Genomic DNA, 14,666 nt, shown 5'->3' with positions numbered 1-14,666 from the left:
ATTGATCCCACGCAAAAGGACAGCAAGCGCGTGATCGACGCCCGCAGCCATCACCCGATCCAGAACCGCTGGCGGGCTGAGATGCCCATCTCTGCCCCAGGCCCGTTGCCGACCGTGGTGGAACAGTCCGGTCGTGGAGACCGCGCCTTCGACATCTACTCAAGGCTGCTCAGGGAACGGATCATCTTTCTCGGCACCGGCGTGGATGACGCCGTTGCCGATGCCCTTGTGGCCCAGATGCTGTTCCTCGAAGCCGAGGACCCCGAGAAGGACATTCAGATCTACATCAACTCCCCGGGGGGTTCGGTGACGGCGGGCCTGGCCATCTACGACACGATGCAGCAGGTGGCCCCTGATGTGGTGACCATCTGCTACGGCCTGGCAGCGAGCATGGGTGCCTTCCTGCTGTCTGGAGGCTGCAAAGGCAAGCGCCTGGCTCTGCCCAACGCCCGGATCATGATCCACCAACCCCTTGGCGGCGCCCAGGGCCAGGCCGTTGATATCGAGATCCAGGCCAAGGAGATCCTCTTCCTCAAGGAAACGCTCAATGGTCTGATGGCCGACCACACCGGTCAGCCCCTGGACAAGATCGCTGAAGACACCGATCGCGACTACTTCCTTTCCCCGGCAGAAGCGGTTCAATACGGCCTGATCGATCGGGTGGTGGACAGCTCCGGGGGCGAAGGAATCGTTACGGAGGGCTGACAAGCCGCTCTCCTGTCCCGATCCTGAGTTCCAGGGAGACCGCCCGGTCGCTTCCTGTTCTCTTGATGTCCCCGGCGTTCGATGGCCAAGTTTGATGCCCATCTGAAGTGCTCCTTCTGCGGGAAGTCCCAGGACCAAGTGCGCAAGTTGATCGCCGGACCGGGCGTGTACATCTGCGATGAGTGCATCGATCTCTGCAACGAGATCCTGGATGAAGAGCTGGTGGACAGCCAGGGCAATCGGGGCCAGGCAGCTGACAGCAGCCGCAAGGCAGCGCCTGCTGCCAAGAAGAGCGGCAAGCCCGCGCCGACCCTGGCCTCGATCCCCAAACCTCAGCAGATCAAGAGCTTCCTAGATGAGCAGGTGGTGGGCCAGGAGGCCGCCAAGAAGGTGATGTCGGTGGCTGTGTACAACCACTACAAACGCCTGGCCTGGCAGGGAGATGGCCAGGGTGAAACGGAGCAGACCGCCACCCGGCTGCACAAGAGCAACATCCTGCTGATCGGTCCCACCGGCTGCGGCAAAACCCTGCTGGCCCAGACCCTGGCCGAGATGCTCGATGTGCCCTTTGCCGTGGCCGATGCCACCACCCTCACCGAAGCCGGTTACGTGGGTGAGGACGTGGAAAACATCCTGCTCAGGCTGCTGCAGAAGGCCGATATGGATGTGGATCAGGCCCAGCGCGGCATCATCTACATCGACGAGATCGACAAGATCGCCCGCAAGAGCGAAAACCCCTCTATTACAAGGGATGTGTCCGGTGAGGGGGTGCAGCAGGCCCTGCTGAAGATGCTCGAAGGAACGGTCGCGAATGTGCCTCCGCAGGGGGGCCGCAAGCACCCGTATCAGGACTGCATCCAGATCGATACCAGCCAGATCCTGTTCATCTGCGGCGGTGCCTTTGTTGGCCTCGATGAGGTGGTGCAGAAGCGGATGGGCCGCAATGCCATCGGCTTCATGCCCACGGACGGCCGCGGCCGCAGCCGTGCCAACCGTGAGCTGCAGACCACCCAGGTGCTGCGCCACCTGGAACCGGATGATCTGGTGAAGTACGGCCTGATTCCTGAATTCATCGGCCGGATGCCGGTGAGTGCCGTGCTGGAACCGCTGGATGAAAGCGCCCTGGAATCGATCCTCACCGAGCCCCGCGACGCCCTGGTGAAGCAGTTCCGCACCCTGCTGAGCATGGACAACGTGCAGCTGCAGTTCGAACCGGCCGCCATCCACGCCATCGCCCAGGAGGCCCATCGCCGTAAAACCGGCGCCCGTGCACTTCGGGGCATCGTTGAGGAGTTGATGCTGGATCTGATGTACGACCTCCCCTCCCAAAGCACAGTGAAGGAATTCACGATCACCCAGGCGATGGTGGAGCAGCACACCGGCGGCAAAGTACTCCCCCTGCCGGGCACCGAACAGCAGAAAACCGCCTGACGTCCATCACTGATCGAAATGTCTGCCGCTGACCACCTGCAGGTGCCGCGTCAGCACGGCCTGTTCCACCACCACGGCATCGATCTGGGCGATGGCACCGTGGCGCACTACCTAGAGGGCCGCGAAATCCTGCGCAGTTCCACGGACGACTTCAGCCAGAGACAAGCCCTGACCGTGATCGCCCATGCCGATGCCTCACCGACACGGGTGACCCTGCAACGGGCCATGAGCCGTATCGGCGAGCAGAACTACAACCTGCTGTTCAACAACTGCGAGCACTTCGCCACCTGGTGCAAGACCGGCCGCCACCGCAGCGGCCAGATCGACTCCGCTTTGGAACGGGCCCGGCACTGGAGCGGCCTGATGCCGGCGGCTCTGATGCGCGGCCTGGAGCTATTGGTGCAACAGGGACTGTTGGACGACAACGCGCGCCAGTTGGCAAGCCAGGGAGTGGCCAAGCTGGAACGGCTGCGTCAGAAGCTGCTGGGCAAACTCGAAATCCTGCTGCAACAAGCAAGAGAAGGTGGCAATCAGACGCTGCTACTGAGCGGACAGAGCCTGGCGGATGAACTGACAGCGGTGGAGGAGTTGAAGCAGCGGATTGATTCACTTCTGGAGCGGCCAGCCGCCCTGCCCCCAGCCGACAAATCTGAGTAATCTCCCCGTAACGACTGCAGCGCATGAGTACGGCCTACCAGCCGCTGCATCACAAATACCGGCCCCAGCGCTTCGATCAGCTGGTGGGCCAGGAGGCCATTGCCGCCACCCTCGGCCATGCCCTCACAAGCAACCGCATCGCGCCGGCTTACCTGTTCAGCGGGCCCCGCGGCACCGGTAAAACCTCTAGCGCCAGGATCCTGGCGCGATCGCTCAACTGCCTCAACAGCGACGGTCCCACACCAGAACCCTGCGGCACCTGTGAGCTGTGCACCACGATTGCGGCGGGCACAGCCCTGGACGTGATCGAGATCGATGCCGCCTCCAACACCGGCGTCGACAACATCCGTGAGCTGATCGAACGCTCGCGCTTCGCACCGGTGCAGGCGCGCTGGAAGGTGTATGTGGTGGATGAATGCCACATGTTGTCCACCGCAGCGTTCAATGCGCTGTTGAAAACCCTGGAGGAACCGCCGCCGCAGGTGGTGTTCGTGCTGGCCACCACGGACCCGCAACGGGTGCTGCCCACGATCCTCAGCCGTTGTCAGCGCTTTGATTTTCGCCGCATTCCCCTCGATGCACTCGAGGCGCACCTCAGCTGGATTGCTGAGCAGGAGGCCATCGAGATCCAACCGGAGGCGATTCATGTGGTGGCCCTGCGCTCCCAGGGTGGACTGCGCGATGCCGAGAGCCTGCTGGATCAACTGAGCCTGCTGCCGCCTCCGATCGAAGCCACCGCGGTATGGGATCTGCTGGGGGCCGTGCCCGAACAGGAACTGCTGCAACTGGTGCAAGCGATGAGCAGCGCTGAACCGGTGGCCCTGCTGGAAGCTACCCGCAATCTGCTGGATCGGGGCCGCGACCCGGGCGCCGTGCTGCAGGGCCTGGCCGGGATCCTGCGCGATCTGGTGCTGATGGCTGCGGCACCGGACCGGCCGGAACTGACCGGTGTGTCACCCCAATTCCGCGACCAGCTGCCGCCCCTCGCCAAAGCCCTGGGCCGCGCCCGCTTGTTGCAGTGGCAGGCGCAGCTGCGGGGCAGCGAACAGCAACTGCGCCAGAGCGTGCAACCGCGGCTGTGGCTGGAGGTGCTGCTGCTGGGCTTGCTGGCGGAGGCGCCAGCTGCAGCACCAGCAACATCTGCACCCGTTACCGCAGCCGTGCCGTCACAAACGGCTCCAGCGATCACACCCACGCCAGCGGTTCCTGCCCCATCGCCAACACCGTCTGCAGCTCCTGCAACGGCTCCGGAGCTGCCCAAGGTGGCGCCAGCTGCTGCAGAGGGTGCAGCGCCCAACCTGGCGGAGCTATGGCAACAGATCCTCGGCAGCCTGGAGTTGCCCTCCACCCGGATGCTGCTGTCGCAGCAGGGGCAGTTGGTACGGCTCGATGCCAACAGAGCAGTGGTGCAGGTGGCCAGCAACTGGATGGGCATGGTGCAAAGCCGGGCTGCCTTGCTGGAACAGGCCATGGCCAAAGCCCTGGGGGGATCACGCCAGTTGGTGCTGGAAGCCAGCAGTGGCGGAGCAGCGCCGAAGGTTCAGCCACCACCAGCGGCGGTGGTCACCCCACCGGTGATCAACACGCCAAGTCCAACTCCTGAGCCAACGCCACCAGCCCAGACCAGAGCAGCTCCAGCTGCGACTCCGCAATTGCCCGAACCTGTTTCACAAGCCCCCAAGCCTCCAGAACCCAAGAGGCCGCCTGCCAACACGAGCGAACCTTCAGGTCTGGACCGCCAAGCGAAAAATCTGGCCGATTTCTTCAACGGTCAGGTGCTGGATATGGACAACCCAGAAGTCTGAAGACCTCTCTTGGCACGATATCTCTATTATTTGGTTAAGAGATCGATGAAATATCGTGCCAATCAGGCGCCAGCCGTGACCTGCTCGCCCCCGTGGCTGGTTTTGGCCCAGACCAAACGCTTGGGCAGCAATGCCATCCGCAACGTCACCCACGGAATCACCACAAACCAGTGGCTCAGATACACCATCGCCACCAGCAGGTGCCACACACCAGGCCTTGGAATCAACGGCCCCTCATTGCGTCCACGACAACCGCGCCAGTACGCCAGGCCCGACACCCCGAACGCCACAAACGACAACGGCCAGTACGTGGGCACAGTACGGCTGATCACACTCGTACTCAGGTCGGCAAACGACAGCACCGGCAGGCAGTACTGGAGCAGGAAGAAGCAGGCCAGATCCCATCGCTGTCGCAACGTCAGCTGCGCTGATGTGAGCGTGGGCCAGTAATCAAAGAAGCGCTGCAAACCGCCTTCCGCCCAACGCTGCCGCTGCTTCCACAGGGCCTTCAAGCCCGGCACCGCCTCCTCCTGCACCGGCGGATCCCAGAGCATGCCCACCAGCGCGCCGTGGGTGAGCAGGCGGAAGCTCAGATCCAGGTCGTCGGTAACCGTGTCTTCATTGAAACCGCCGCTCTCCTCCAGCACCGAACGACGAATCAACTGACCGTTGCCCCGCAGTTCTGCGATGCCTCCGGAAGCCAGACGTCCGGTCTGAATCACCGCATCCAAGGCCATTTCCATCGCCTGCGACCGCGTCAGCCAATTGCAATCGGCATCAATCACCGCCTTGCGCAATTGCACCGCTGACCAGCCGCCATCGAGGGCATAGGGCACCAGCCGCTCCAGCAGATCCTCCTGCAACTGGGCATCGGCATCCAACACCAGCAACCAGTCGCCGCTCAGCTGAGCCAGTGCTGTATTCAATGCACCGGACTTGCCACCGCCGGCATTGCGCGGCCGGTGGATCACGTTCAACCCAGGATGACGTTCCGCCAGTTGATCCAGCAACTGGGGAGTGCGATCCAAGCTGCCATCGTCAATCACCCAGGTAGTGAGGCGATCAGCGGGGTAACGCAGCGCCGTCAACCGCTCCACCAGGCGCGTGACCACGCCCTCTTCATCGCGGGCCGCCACCACCACATCCAGGCTGGGCAACGATCCCCGGTCGAACTCAACAGTCTCAGCCGTATCTCCCCGCTTCAGATCAGCGCGCAGCACGGTGCGCAACCCATATCCGCCCAGAAGCATCGCCAGGCTGATGGCCGGCCACAGCGATCGCATCGGATCCAGCCAGTGGGGTGCCGCACCGGCACATCCGCAGGCGAACAGGAAAGCTGCCGACTTCACCCTGCGGTGATCACCAGATCCAGGGGTGGACGCCATGCAACCACTCAGGTGGGCAGGACTCTAAGGGGACTCCAGCGCTGGAAGCAGCGGGCCGTAGACAGTCCCTGGGTAGTAGTGGGCCAGGATCCGCTCGGTGGACCAGCCGCGCCAGGCCAGATCAATGGCACCCGACTGGGACAGTCCGGCCCCATGACCGAAGCCGCCACCCCGCACCAACCAACGCTGATCACCCTGCGGCTCAATCACGAACAGAGTGCTGGGCAGACGCCGAATAGTGCGGCGAATCCGGTCGAGCTTCAGCACCACCGGCGCACCACCATCGTTGCCGGCCACCTGCAAGGCCAGCACCCTTCCACTGCGGCCCCGCTCCAGAACGTCCAGTTGCAATGGTCCATTCAATCCGGCAGCAGACGCTCCAAGGGCCTGGCGGATCCCGCTTGCCGTCAAGGTTCGCGTCCAACGAAAACGAGGGTGGGCACTGCCATAGGCCCCTTCGCGTTGCGCCAGCAGGCTGGCCACCGCAGAGCGCTGCTGCAACGGCAACCCATGGCGCTGCTGCCAGCCGGCATCACCATCCGCCTCCGCCTTCAGGTAAGGCTGAGCGTCCATCGCCCAGGCCTCAGGCCCCGCTGCCATCACACCACCGTTTGTGGCGTGATACACGGCGCTGATCGGTTTGCCCTGCCAACTGAGCAGTCGCCCCTGGGTCGCGGTGATCGCCTGCCGCACCGCTGACCCAGCCTGCCGGGGATCGCTGTACACCTGGCACTGGGTGTCACTGCACAGGTGATAACCATCAATTCGAAAACGATGGCTGTTGGCCAGGGCCCAGGTTCGAGCCAACACGGTCTGGGCCTGCAGTGCCGCCGGCGGTGAACCCGCGCCGATCTCATGGGGCACCACCCCCTCGAGGTAACGCTCCAAGGGCACCTGTTCCACCAGCGTCCAGCTGCCGTAGGCATCCCGCTGCAAACGGAACGGACCCTGAAACACCCCTTTGCCCCAACGCAATCCCCCGGGCGCATCGATCTGCAGCGGGCCCTTCGGCGTCGTCCCCCCTTCCGGCAGCTGCAGCACCGGCTCCACGTTGGACTCCATTCGGCTGGACCAATCCCGCACCGGCAGACCCCCTGGAGCCGGAGCCCCCGCCGGCGCCCAGACCTCCCAGTCAGCCGGATGGGCCACCTCAGCGGCCACCCCAAGCGCCCGCCAACGCAGCGCCACCCGCTCCGCCGACTCAAAACTGGCAAACGGACCCGCCACCCGACGGGCCAACGCCATCGGTTGCTCCAAAGGAACGGAGCGCCAGCTGATCTGAACCGACGCTGCCGACCATCGCCGTCCGGAACGGTCCTCCAGGCTGAGGCTGCCGGATGCAGCCGTCAGCGTGAGTGGTGCCGCATCAGCGCGAGCGCCCAGATGGGCCGCCAACGACACCCACAGCAGCGGTTGTCGCCCAGTCACCGCCGGTGGCACGGCCACCGGGCGATGGGTGAGCGGCTGTTGGACGTCTACGGAACGCTGGGATTCGAGGGGAGGCGGGCTCACCTGGGCGCGGCAACCCGATGCGACCCACAGCAGCATTGTCAGGGCCAGCAACCGGATCATTGGGTGGAGGGGCACATCGAGGCGTATTCTTGTTGTTTGTGCCAGGACGAGCAGAGCAATGCCCAAGCTGAAGACCCGCAAAGCTGCCGCCAAGCGGTTCAAGGCAACCGGCACTGGCAAATTCACGCGTCGTCGTGCGTTCCGCAACCACCTGCTGGACCACAAGACCCCCAAGCAGAAGCGTCACCTCGCCACCAAGGCTGTGGTTCATGAGACCGACGAACTGCGGGTGGTGCGCATGCTTCCGTACGCCTGAAGCTTTTTCCGTCCCGATCTGATTCAACCCTTCCAACGTCATGGCTCGCGTCAAGAGAGGCAACGTCGCCCGTAAGCGCCGTAACAAGATCCTGCGGCTTGCCCGTGGCTTCCGCGGCGGCAACGGAACCCAATTCCGCACCGCCAATCAGCGGGTGATGAAGGCGTTGTGCAACGCCTACCGCGACCGTCGTCGCCGCAAGCGCGATTTCCGTCGCCTCTGGATTGCTCGCATCAATGCAGCAGCACGCATCAATGGTGTGAGCTACAGCCGTTTGATGGGTGGCCTGAAAAAGGCCGACGTTCGCCTGAACCGCAAGATGCTGGCGCAGCTGGCTGTCGTGGATCCCGGCAGCTTCAGCAACGTGGTCGCCACCGCCAAAGGCTGATTCAGCGCTGTGAATCTGCTGCCCCAGACCTACCTGCTGGGCCTGGTCGGCCTGCTGGCCATCGCCGCGGTGGTGGTCGGCAGGCAATTGCTCCGCGTGCGTCGTGACGAATCACGGCTGCAACAGTTGGAACAATCCGGCACGGCCAAGTCTCGACAGGCAGCCGATCTCTACGAACTCGGCTCCGTTCAGTTGCGCAAACGGCTTTATCCCCAGGCCACAGCAACGCTCAAACAGGCGTTGAAACGTCTGGGTGATGAACCCGATGAGGCTCGGGCCGTGATTGAAAATGCCCTGGGCTTTGCTTTAGCTGCTCAGAAGAACTACGAGGAAGCGAGCAAGCACTACAAACTTGCTCTCAAGGCCAAACCGAACTACCCGGTGGCTTTAAACAATCTGGGCTATGCCCAGGACAAGCTGCTCAAGACAGAAGAGGCGTTGACGCTTTATCGGCGCACCCTGGAGATCGAACCTGAGAACCAGACAGCGAAACGAGCTGTCAAAAAGCTTGAAAAACGGGTCTGATCGATTCAACGATCACCCAGTCTTCACCAGAGTGGTTGGACTGGCACAGGCGTCTCAGCCTGGCAGCTGCTCATGAGGGCCAAGCGGCCACCAACACCTGTGCTGGGGTCAGCGGTATTGATCAAACGAGGTGATTGCCAGCCGGTGGGACTGAAACCCTGGAGACCGAGAAACAGACCGCCAGGCTCAACACCGGCAATCAACGGATCTCCGAGGGGAATCAGATCCAATTGATCTGATTTGGCATGGAGATTGCCCTGAACCGGTGTGGTTACTGACCCCATGGTCATGCTGCCGCGCAGGTCAACCATCTGACCGATCGCCGTGACGGCACTGAGCTCCAACGTCACATCAACGGTGGGATTGCCATCAAAAGGCTCAAATGTCCCGCACCAAGTGCGTGGAAGCGTCGTCGCCAGTTCTTGGGCCCGTGCGACGGGATCGAAGCTCTCAACCTTGCCGTCGTCGATCTCCAGGGGGATCGCCAGCTGAATCGGATCCAGCGGAAGCTGTGGGTTGCTCTGGAACGGCACCTGACTGCCGACCGGAAGATCCATGGCGAGCAGGACAGGCATGAAGCGCGAGGGATGATGGAGCCACGGTAGGCCCTTTTGCTCAGACGCGTCATGGTTCCCAACCCACCCATCTCCCTGGCCCAGGGCGATGACCTGATCATTGGCGGCCGCCGCTTCCACAGTCGGCTGTTCACCGGAACCGGCAAGTACCCCTCCATGGAGGTGATGCAACAGAGCATCAAGCGGTCTGCCTGCGAGATGGTCACCGTGGCGGTGCGCCGTGTGCAGGCCGTGGCAGCCGGCCACGCCGGATTGATGGAAGCCATCGATTGGACACGCATCTGGATGCTGCCCAACACCGCGGGCTGCACCAATGCTGAGGAGGCCGTACGGGTGGCCAGGCTTGGCCGTGAACTCGCGAAGCTGGCTGGTCAGGAGGACAACACCTTTGTGAAGCTGGAGGTGATTCCCGACGGCCGTCATCTGCTGCCGGATCCGATCGGCACCCTCCAGGCAGCTGAACAACTGGTGAACGAAGGCTTCACCGTGCTGCCCTACATCAATGCTGATCCCTTGCTGGCCAAGCACCTCGAGGACGCCGGTTGCGCCACGGTGATGCCCCTCGGCTCGCCCATCGGATCAGGCCAGGGATTGAACAATGCCGCCAACATCGCTCTGATCATCGAAAACGCCTCGGTGCCGGTAGTCGTCGATGCCGGCATCGGTGTGCCCAGCGAAGCGGCTCAAGCCCTGGAAATGGGTGCCGACGCTGTGCTGGTGAACAGTGCAATCGCCTTAGCTAGAAACCCTGCCGCCATGGCTGAGGCCATGGGTCAGGCCGTGATCGCTGGACGAACAGCCTTCTGCGCCGGCCGGCTTCCCCGCCGCGAGGAGGCCTCCGCCAGTTCGCCTACGACCGGCCTGGTCAGCAGCTGATTCAGTGAAGAGACATGAAGTGACATGAAGCCTGCGACACATTGACGGTCGCTGAGCAATTGGACCCATAGCGTCCGTCCAGTCGCATCAGACCCATGCAGGTCACCACAGAAGACGGCGGACGCCTCAACGCCTTCGCCAAGGAACCCCGCATGGAGGTGATGGACCTGGAGACCAGCCGCAGCCGCGGTCGCAGCTCACTTCTGATGATGGTCGGTGGTGTTGTGCTCGTGGCTGGCTTGATGGCAGTGACCGTTGCCATCAGCTGAACTGCAGCCCACGAAAATCCCTGTAGTAGCTTGCCTGGAATGAGCGTTCCGCTCTTTCCAGCAGGAGTTTGGGGTGAAAGTTCTCGTTCTCGGCGGTGACGGCTTTTGCGGCTGGCCCTGTGCGGTGAACCTGGCGGATCAGGGCCATGACGTGCTGATCGTGGACAACCTCAGTCGCCGGAAGATCGACATCGATCTGGAGGTTGAGTCGCTCACGCCGATCGTCAGCATTGGTGAACGGCTGAAGGCCTGGGAGGAGATCGGCGGCAAGCCGATGCGCTTCGTGCACATGGATATCGCCCACGAATATCAGAGGCTGCTGGATCTGCTGCTGGAGGAGAAGCCGGACTCGATTGTTCATTTCGCCGAACAGCGGGCCGCGCCCTATTCGATGAAAAGCAGCGCCACCAAGCGCTACACCGTCGACAACAACGTCAACGGCACCCACAACCTGCTGGCCGCCATCGTGGAAAGCGGGCAGGACATCCATGTGGTGCACCTGGGCACCATGGGCGTCTACGGCTACGGCTCCCACCGCGGTGCCACCATCCCCGAGGGCTACCTCAAGGTGGAAGTTCCCCAGCCGGACGGCAGCCGTTTCGAGGAGGAGATCCTTCACCCCGCCAGCCCGGGGAGCGTCTATCACATGACGAAGACGCTGGATCAGCTTCTCTTCCTTTACTACAACAAGAACGACAAGGTCCGGATCACAGATCTGCATCAGGGCATCGTTTGGGGCACCAACACCGACGCCACCGATCGCGACCCACGCCTGACCAACCGCTTCGATTACGACGGCGACTACGGCACGGTGCTGAACCGCTTCTTGATGCAAGCGGCCATCGGTTACCCCCTCACGGTGCATGGCACCGGCGGCCAGACCCGTGCCTTCATTCACATCCGCGATTCGGTGCGGTGCGTCCAGTTGGCTATGGAGAACCCCCCCACCCAGGGCGAGCGGGTGAAGATCTTCAACCAGATGACGGAAAGCCACCAGGTGGGCGAACTGGCCAAGAAGGTGGCCGCCCTCACCGGTGCGCAGGTGAACAACCTGCCCAACCCCCGCAATGAGGCCGTCGAAAACGACCTGATCGTGGACAACCGCTGCTTTATCGAGCTGGGTCTCAATCCCACCACCCTCGATGACGGACTGCTGAAGGAAGTGGTGGAAATCGCCACCCGCTTCGCCGACCGCTGCGACCGCAACCGCATCCTCTGCACCTCTGCCTGGACTAAGACCCAGGCACAAGCCATCGGCACCGCCTCCTGATCCGGTTCAGCCCGTGAAAATCGCCTTCTTCACCGAAACCTTCCTGCCGAAGGTGGATGGCATCGTCACCCGCCTCACCAAAACAGTGAGGCATCTGGTGGAGGCCGGTGATGAGGTGATCGTGTTCTGTCCGGAGGGTTGTCCGGATGAGTACATGGGTGCCCGGTTGATCGGCGTGCCCGCCATGCCGCTCCCCCTCTATCCCGAGCTCAAGCTGGCCTTGCCACGGCCTGCCGTCTCCGAAGCGATCGACAGCTTTCAACCGGACCTGATCCACGTCGTCAACCCCGCCGTGCTGGGCCTGGGGGGCATCTGGCTGGCGAAAAGCAAATCGATTCCGCTGATTGCCAGCTACCACACCCACCTGCCGAAGTACCTCGAGCACTACGGCATGGGCATGCTCGAACCCCTGCTGTGGGAATTGCTCAAGGCCGCCCACAACCAAGCGCTGCTCAACCTCTGCACCTCCACCGCCATGGTGCAGGAACTGAGCGACAAAGGCATTCAGAACACTGACTTGTGGCAGCGGGGCGTCGACACCGACCTGTTCCGTCCCGAACTGCGCTCAGACACGATGCGAGCGCGACTCCTGGGGGGCCATGACGACCGCGGCGCCCTGTTGTTGTATGTGGGCCGGCTGTCTGCCGAGAAACAGATCGAACGGATCCGTCCGGTACTGGAAACCCTTCCGGACGCCCGATTGGCTTTGGTGGGCGACGGTCCGCATCGCCAGCAACTGGAAAAGCATTTCGAGGGCACCGCCACCACCTTCGTGGGATATCTGGCCGGCGAAGAACTCGCCGGTGCCTACGCCAGCGGCGATGCCTTCCTCTTCCCCTCCAGCACGGAAACCCTTGGCCTGGTGCTGCTGGAGGCCATGGCCGCAGGCTGCCCCGTGGTGGGCGCCAACCGCGGCGGAATCCCTGACATCATTAGCGACGGTGTGAATGGCTGCCTCTATGAACCCGATGGCGCCGATGGCGGTGCCGCCAGCCTGATCGAAGCCAGCCAACGCCTGCTGGGCAACGCCGCCGAGCGCCAGAGCCTGCGCAGTGCCGCCCGCTCCGAAGCGGAACGCTGGGGCTGGGCTGGAGCAACCGAACAGCTGCGTGGCTATTACCGGCAGGTGCTGGAGCGAGAGCTCAGCGCGGCGGCCTGACCTTTAGTCCTCACGGGTTCGGTTCCATTCCGCCAGGACCGCTTTCGCCATCGGCAGGGCATGCACGGATCCACCGCCAGGGGTGTTCTGAGCGAAAGCGACCACAACAATCTCACCATCGGGATAGGGGGCATAGGAACCAAACCAGGCATGGTCCGGACCGCCGGTGCTGTCCTCAGCGGTGCCTGTCTTGCCGGCTGCTGGTGGAATGCCTGGTCCGTTGAGTCCAAACCCCGTTCCCGCCGACACCACCTTGCGCAACCCCGCTCGGATCGTGGCCAACGTGGACGCTTTCATCGGCACCTTGCGGCGGTGATCAGCATCCAGCCAGTCGGTGGTTCCCTGGGCCAGATGCGGTGTCACCAGCCAACCGCCGTTGGCAAACACCGCGTAGGCACGGGCCAGCTGCAGCGGCGTGATCTGCACCACAGACTGACCGATCGACGCACTGGCCATGTCCTCAGGAATCCAGGGAACCGTCCCCGGTTTCGCCCAGCCACGACCCGCCGCGGCCCAGGTCTCATCACCCACCAATCCGACACTTTCCTCCCAGCCGATCTCAATACCGGTCTTCTGTTGAAAGCCCAGCTGATCAGCCGCCCTTTTCAGCGCCTTGGACCCGGCACCGACTCCTACTTGATAGAAGAAGGTATTGCTGGAGAAACGCAGGGCATCGGCATACCCGATATGGCCGAATCCAACACCGTTGTGATCGGGGAAGCAATGGCCGCCGTAGATGATGCAAGCCGTGGTGTGCAACTTGATGTCCGGCGGGAACTTGCCTGATTCCATCCCCGCCATCGCCGTCACTGGCTTCCAGGTGCTGCCGGGGTCGTAGGGGTTCATCGCCCTAGACAGCAATGGCTTCTTTGGATTGGAAAAGAGCGCGTCGTATTCCTTCTGCGTGGTGATCAGCTTGGAAAAAAAGTTGGGGTCAAATCCCGGTTTGCTCGCCAGCGCAAGGATGGCGCCATCCTTGGGATTAAGGGCCACCACCGCCCCACCCGGCTTGTCCGCCAGCGCTGTTTCCGCCGCCTGCTGCAGATCGAGATCCAACGTGAGGGTGAGGTCCTGCCCCGCCACCGACGGGCGATCACCCAGATTCCGCTGCACCTCCCCCATCGCGTTCACCTCCAGCATCTGACCGCCCCACTTGCCGCGCAGATGGGACTCATAGGCCGCTTCCACCCCCGTGCGTCCGATGCGGTCGCGGATTCTGTAACCCCGTTCGGCAAGGGTTTCGTACTCCGATTCCGTGATCGGCTGGGTGTATCCCAAGGCATGGGCGGCCAGGGTGCCATGGGGGTAGTTGCGCAGGATGTCCACATCCACCTGGGCCCCCTTGAGACCAAGCGCTTGCTCGCGGAAGCGCAGCACCTGCTCTGGCCGTAGATCCAGGGCCAGGGTGGTGCGATATCCATCCCGATCCGGTCCGCGCTGACGTTCCCGATCCAGCTTGGCCGGGTCGAGGTTCAGCAGCCGCGCCAGACGATCCCTCAGATCCGGCCAGTCCGCGTCTCCCACCAACCGTGGCTCGAGATACAACGAATAGCTGAGTCGGCTTGTGGCCAACACCCGTCCCTTACGATCCAGCAAACGTCCACGGATCGGCGACCGCGGCACCAGACGGATGCGGTTCTCATCAGCCAATTCCCGGTAACGAGCGCCCTCCAGCAACTGCATCCACACCAGGCGGCTCACCATGGCGCCGCAAAACAGCAGCACCACCAGCAACAGCACCAACGGTTGCTGACGTAGGCCGGTCTGCCGCTGCTGGATCGATCCCGCCACAG

15 protein-coding genes are annotated in these 14,666 nt (G+C 63.0%); 11 read left to right on the top strand and 4 right to left on the bottom strand.

What is annotated here, in order from left to right:
* Positions 1-30 precede the first annotated feature (30 nt).
* From clpP to TX72_RS00300, 4 genes are all read left to right on the top strand, one after another.
* On the top strand, positions 31-705 hold the full coding sequence (clpP, locus tag TX72_RS00315; protein ID WP_011126942.1) for an ATP-dependent Clp endopeptidase proteolytic subunit ClpP: 675 nt from the start codon (positions 31-33) through the stop codon (positions 703-705).
* 81 nt (positions 706-786) lie between these two features.
* Complete coding sequence (gene clpX / locus TX72_RS00310) at positions 787-2,136, top strand: ATP-dependent protease ATP-binding subunit ClpX (protein ID WP_011126941.1); 1,350 nt, start codon at positions 787-789, stop codon at positions 2,134-2,136.
* Between the two features lie 18 nt (positions 2,137-2,154).
* Complete coding sequence (locus TX72_RS00305) at positions 2,155-2,793, top strand: lecithin retinol acyltransferase family protein (RefSeq protein ID WP_011126940.1); 639 nt, start codon at positions 2,155-2,157, stop codon at positions 2,791-2,793.
* A gap of 23 nt (positions 2,794-2,816) precedes the next feature.
* Positions 2,817-4,598, top strand: a complete 1,782-nt coding sequence (locus TX72_RS00300) for a DNA polymerase III subunit gamma/tau (protein ID WP_011126939.1) — start codon at positions 2,817-2,819, stop codon at positions 4,596-4,598.
* A gap of 62 nt (positions 4,599-4,660) precedes the next feature.
* Here the strand turns inward: TX72_RS00300 and TX72_RS00295 are convergent, their stop codons facing one another.
* Together TX72_RS00295 and TX72_RS00290 are read right to left on the bottom strand one after the other, a co-directional pair.
* Positions 4,661-5,983, bottom strand: coding sequence for a glycosyltransferase family 2 protein (locus TX72_RS00295; RefSeq protein WP_011126938.1), 1,323 nt, complete (start codon positions 5,981-5,983; stop codon positions 4,661-4,663).
* Positions 5,984-6,007: 24 nt separating this feature from the next.
* Positions 6,008-7,555 carry a SpoIID/LytB domain-containing protein gene (locus TX72_RS00290; protein WP_011126937.1) on the bottom strand — a complete coding sequence of 516 codons (1,548 nt, stop codon included), beginning with the start codon at positions 7,553-7,555 and terminating at the stop codon, positions 6,008-6,010.
* Positions 7,556-7,613: 58 nt separating this feature from the next.
* Between TX72_RS00290 and rpmI the strand changes: the two genes are divergently transcribed.
* The 3 genes from rpmI to TX72_RS00275 are packed head-to-tail and all read left to right on the top strand — an operon-like array spanning position 7,614 to position 8,724.
* Complete coding sequence (gene rpmI, locus TX72_RS00285; RefSeq protein ID WP_011126936.1) at positions 7,614-7,811, top strand: 50S ribosomal protein L35; 198 nt, start codon at positions 7,614-7,616, stop codon at positions 7,809-7,811.
* Between the two features lie 40 nt (positions 7,812-7,851).
* Positions 7,852-8,199, top strand: coding sequence for a 50S ribosomal protein L20 (gene rplT, locus TX72_RS00280; RefSeq protein ID WP_011126935.1), 348 nt, complete (start codon positions 7,852-7,854; stop codon positions 8,197-8,199).
* Positions 8,200-8,208: 9 nt separating this feature from the next.
* Positions 8,209-8,724 carry a tetratricopeptide repeat protein gene (locus tag TX72_RS00275; protein ID WP_011126934.1) on the top strand — a complete coding sequence of 172 codons (516 nt, stop codon included), beginning with the start codon at positions 8,209-8,211 and terminating at the stop codon, positions 8,722-8,724.
* Positions 8,725-8,747: 23 nt separating this feature from the next.
* Here TX72_RS00275 and TX72_RS00270 read toward each other — a convergent pair whose 3' ends face one another.
* Positions 8,748-9,299 (bottom strand): hypothetical protein, encoded by a 552-nt coding sequence (locus TX72_RS00270; RefSeq protein WP_011126933.1) that lies wholly within the window; start codon positions 9,297-9,299, stop codon positions 8,748-8,750.
* Positions 9,300-9,350: 51 nt separating this feature from the next.
* On the opposite strand from TX72_RS00270, the gene TX72_RS00265 reads away from it, so the two are divergent.
* The 4 genes from TX72_RS00265 to TX72_RS00250 all read left to right on the top strand — a co-directional run bounded on the left by TX72_RS00265 (position 9,351) and on the right by TX72_RS00250 (position 12,873).
* Positions 9,351-10,175, top strand: coding sequence for a thiazole synthase (locus TX72_RS00265; protein ID WP_011126932.1), 825 nt, complete (start codon positions 9,351-9,353; stop codon positions 10,173-10,175).
* Between the two features lie 95 nt (positions 10,176-10,270).
* Complete coding sequence (gene psb34 / locus TX72_RS00260; RefSeq protein ID WP_011126931.1) at positions 10,271-10,444, top strand: photosystem II assembly protein Psb34; 174 nt, start codon at positions 10,271-10,273, stop codon at positions 10,442-10,444.
* Between the two features lie 73 nt (positions 10,445-10,517).
* Positions 10,518-11,714 carry an NAD-dependent epimerase/dehydratase family protein gene (locus TX72_RS00255; protein ID WP_011126930.1) on the top strand — a complete coding sequence of 399 codons (1,197 nt, stop codon included), beginning with the start codon at positions 10,518-10,520 and terminating at the stop codon, positions 11,712-11,714.
* Positions 11,715-11,727: 13 nt separating this feature from the next.
* Positions 11,728-12,873 (top strand): glycosyltransferase family 4 protein, encoded by a 1,146-nt coding sequence (locus TX72_RS00250; protein WP_011126929.1) that lies wholly within the window; start codon positions 11,728-11,730, stop codon positions 12,871-12,873.
* Positions 12,874-12,876: 3 nt separating this feature from the next.
* On the opposite strand, the gene mrdA is transcribed toward TX72_RS00250, so the two are convergent.
* Complete coding sequence (mrdA, locus tag TX72_RS00245; RefSeq protein WP_011126928.1) at positions 12,877-14,664, bottom strand: penicillin-binding protein 2; 1,788 nt, start codon at positions 14,662-14,664, stop codon at positions 12,877-12,879.
* Positions 14,665-14,666: the final 2 nt, after the last annotated feature.

The organism is Parasynechococcus marenigrum WH 8102 (assembly GCF_000195975.1).
GTDB lineage: Bacteria > Cyanobacteriota > Cyanobacteriia > PCC-6307 > Cyanobiaceae > Parasynechococcus > Parasynechococcus marisnigri.
Note: the sequence above shows the minus strand (reverse complement) of the source record. Positions and strands in the feature narration are given on the sequence as shown.

Excerpts from the sequence above, each read along its gene's own strand:
- TX72_RS00265 (WP_011126932.1), top strand. The coding sequence starts at position 9,351 with ATGGTTCCCAACCCACCCATCTCCCTGGCCCAGGGCGATGACCTGATC.
- TX72_RS00305 (WP_011126940.1), top strand. The coding sequence starts at position 2,155 with ATGTCTGCCGCTGACCACCTGCAGGTGCCGCGTCAGCACGGCCTGTTC.
- rplT (WP_011126935.1), top strand. The coding sequence starts at position 7,852 with ATGGCTCGCGTCAAGAGAGGCAACGTCGCCCGTAAGCGCCGTAACAAG.
- TX72_RS00270 (WP_011126933.1), bottom strand. The coding sequence starts at position 9,299 with ATGCCTGTCCTGCTCGCCATGGATCTTCCGGTCGGCAGTCAGGTGCCG.
- rpmI (WP_011126936.1), top strand. The coding sequence starts at position 7,614 with ATGCCCAAGCTGAAGACCCGCAAAGCTGCCGCCAAGCGGTTCAAGGCA.
- TX72_RS00290 (WP_011126937.1), bottom strand. The coding sequence starts at position 7,555 with ATGATCCGGTTGCTGGCCCTGACAATGCTGCTGTGGGTCGCATCGGGT.
- TX72_RS00300 (WP_011126939.1), top strand. The coding sequence starts at position 2,817 with ATGAGTACGGCCTACCAGCCGCTGCATCACAAATACCGGCCCCAGCGC.
- psb34 (WP_011126931.1), top strand. The coding sequence starts at position 10,271 with ATGCAGGTCACCACAGAAGACGGCGGACGCCTCAACGCCTTCGCCAAG.
- clpX (WP_011126941.1), top strand. The coding sequence starts at position 787 with ATGGCCAAGTTTGATGCCCATCTGAAGTGCTCCTTCTGCGGGAAGTCC.
- TX72_RS00295 (WP_011126938.1), bottom strand. The coding sequence starts at position 5,983 with ATGGCGTCCACCCCTGGATCTGGTGATCACCGCAGGGTGAAGTCGGCA.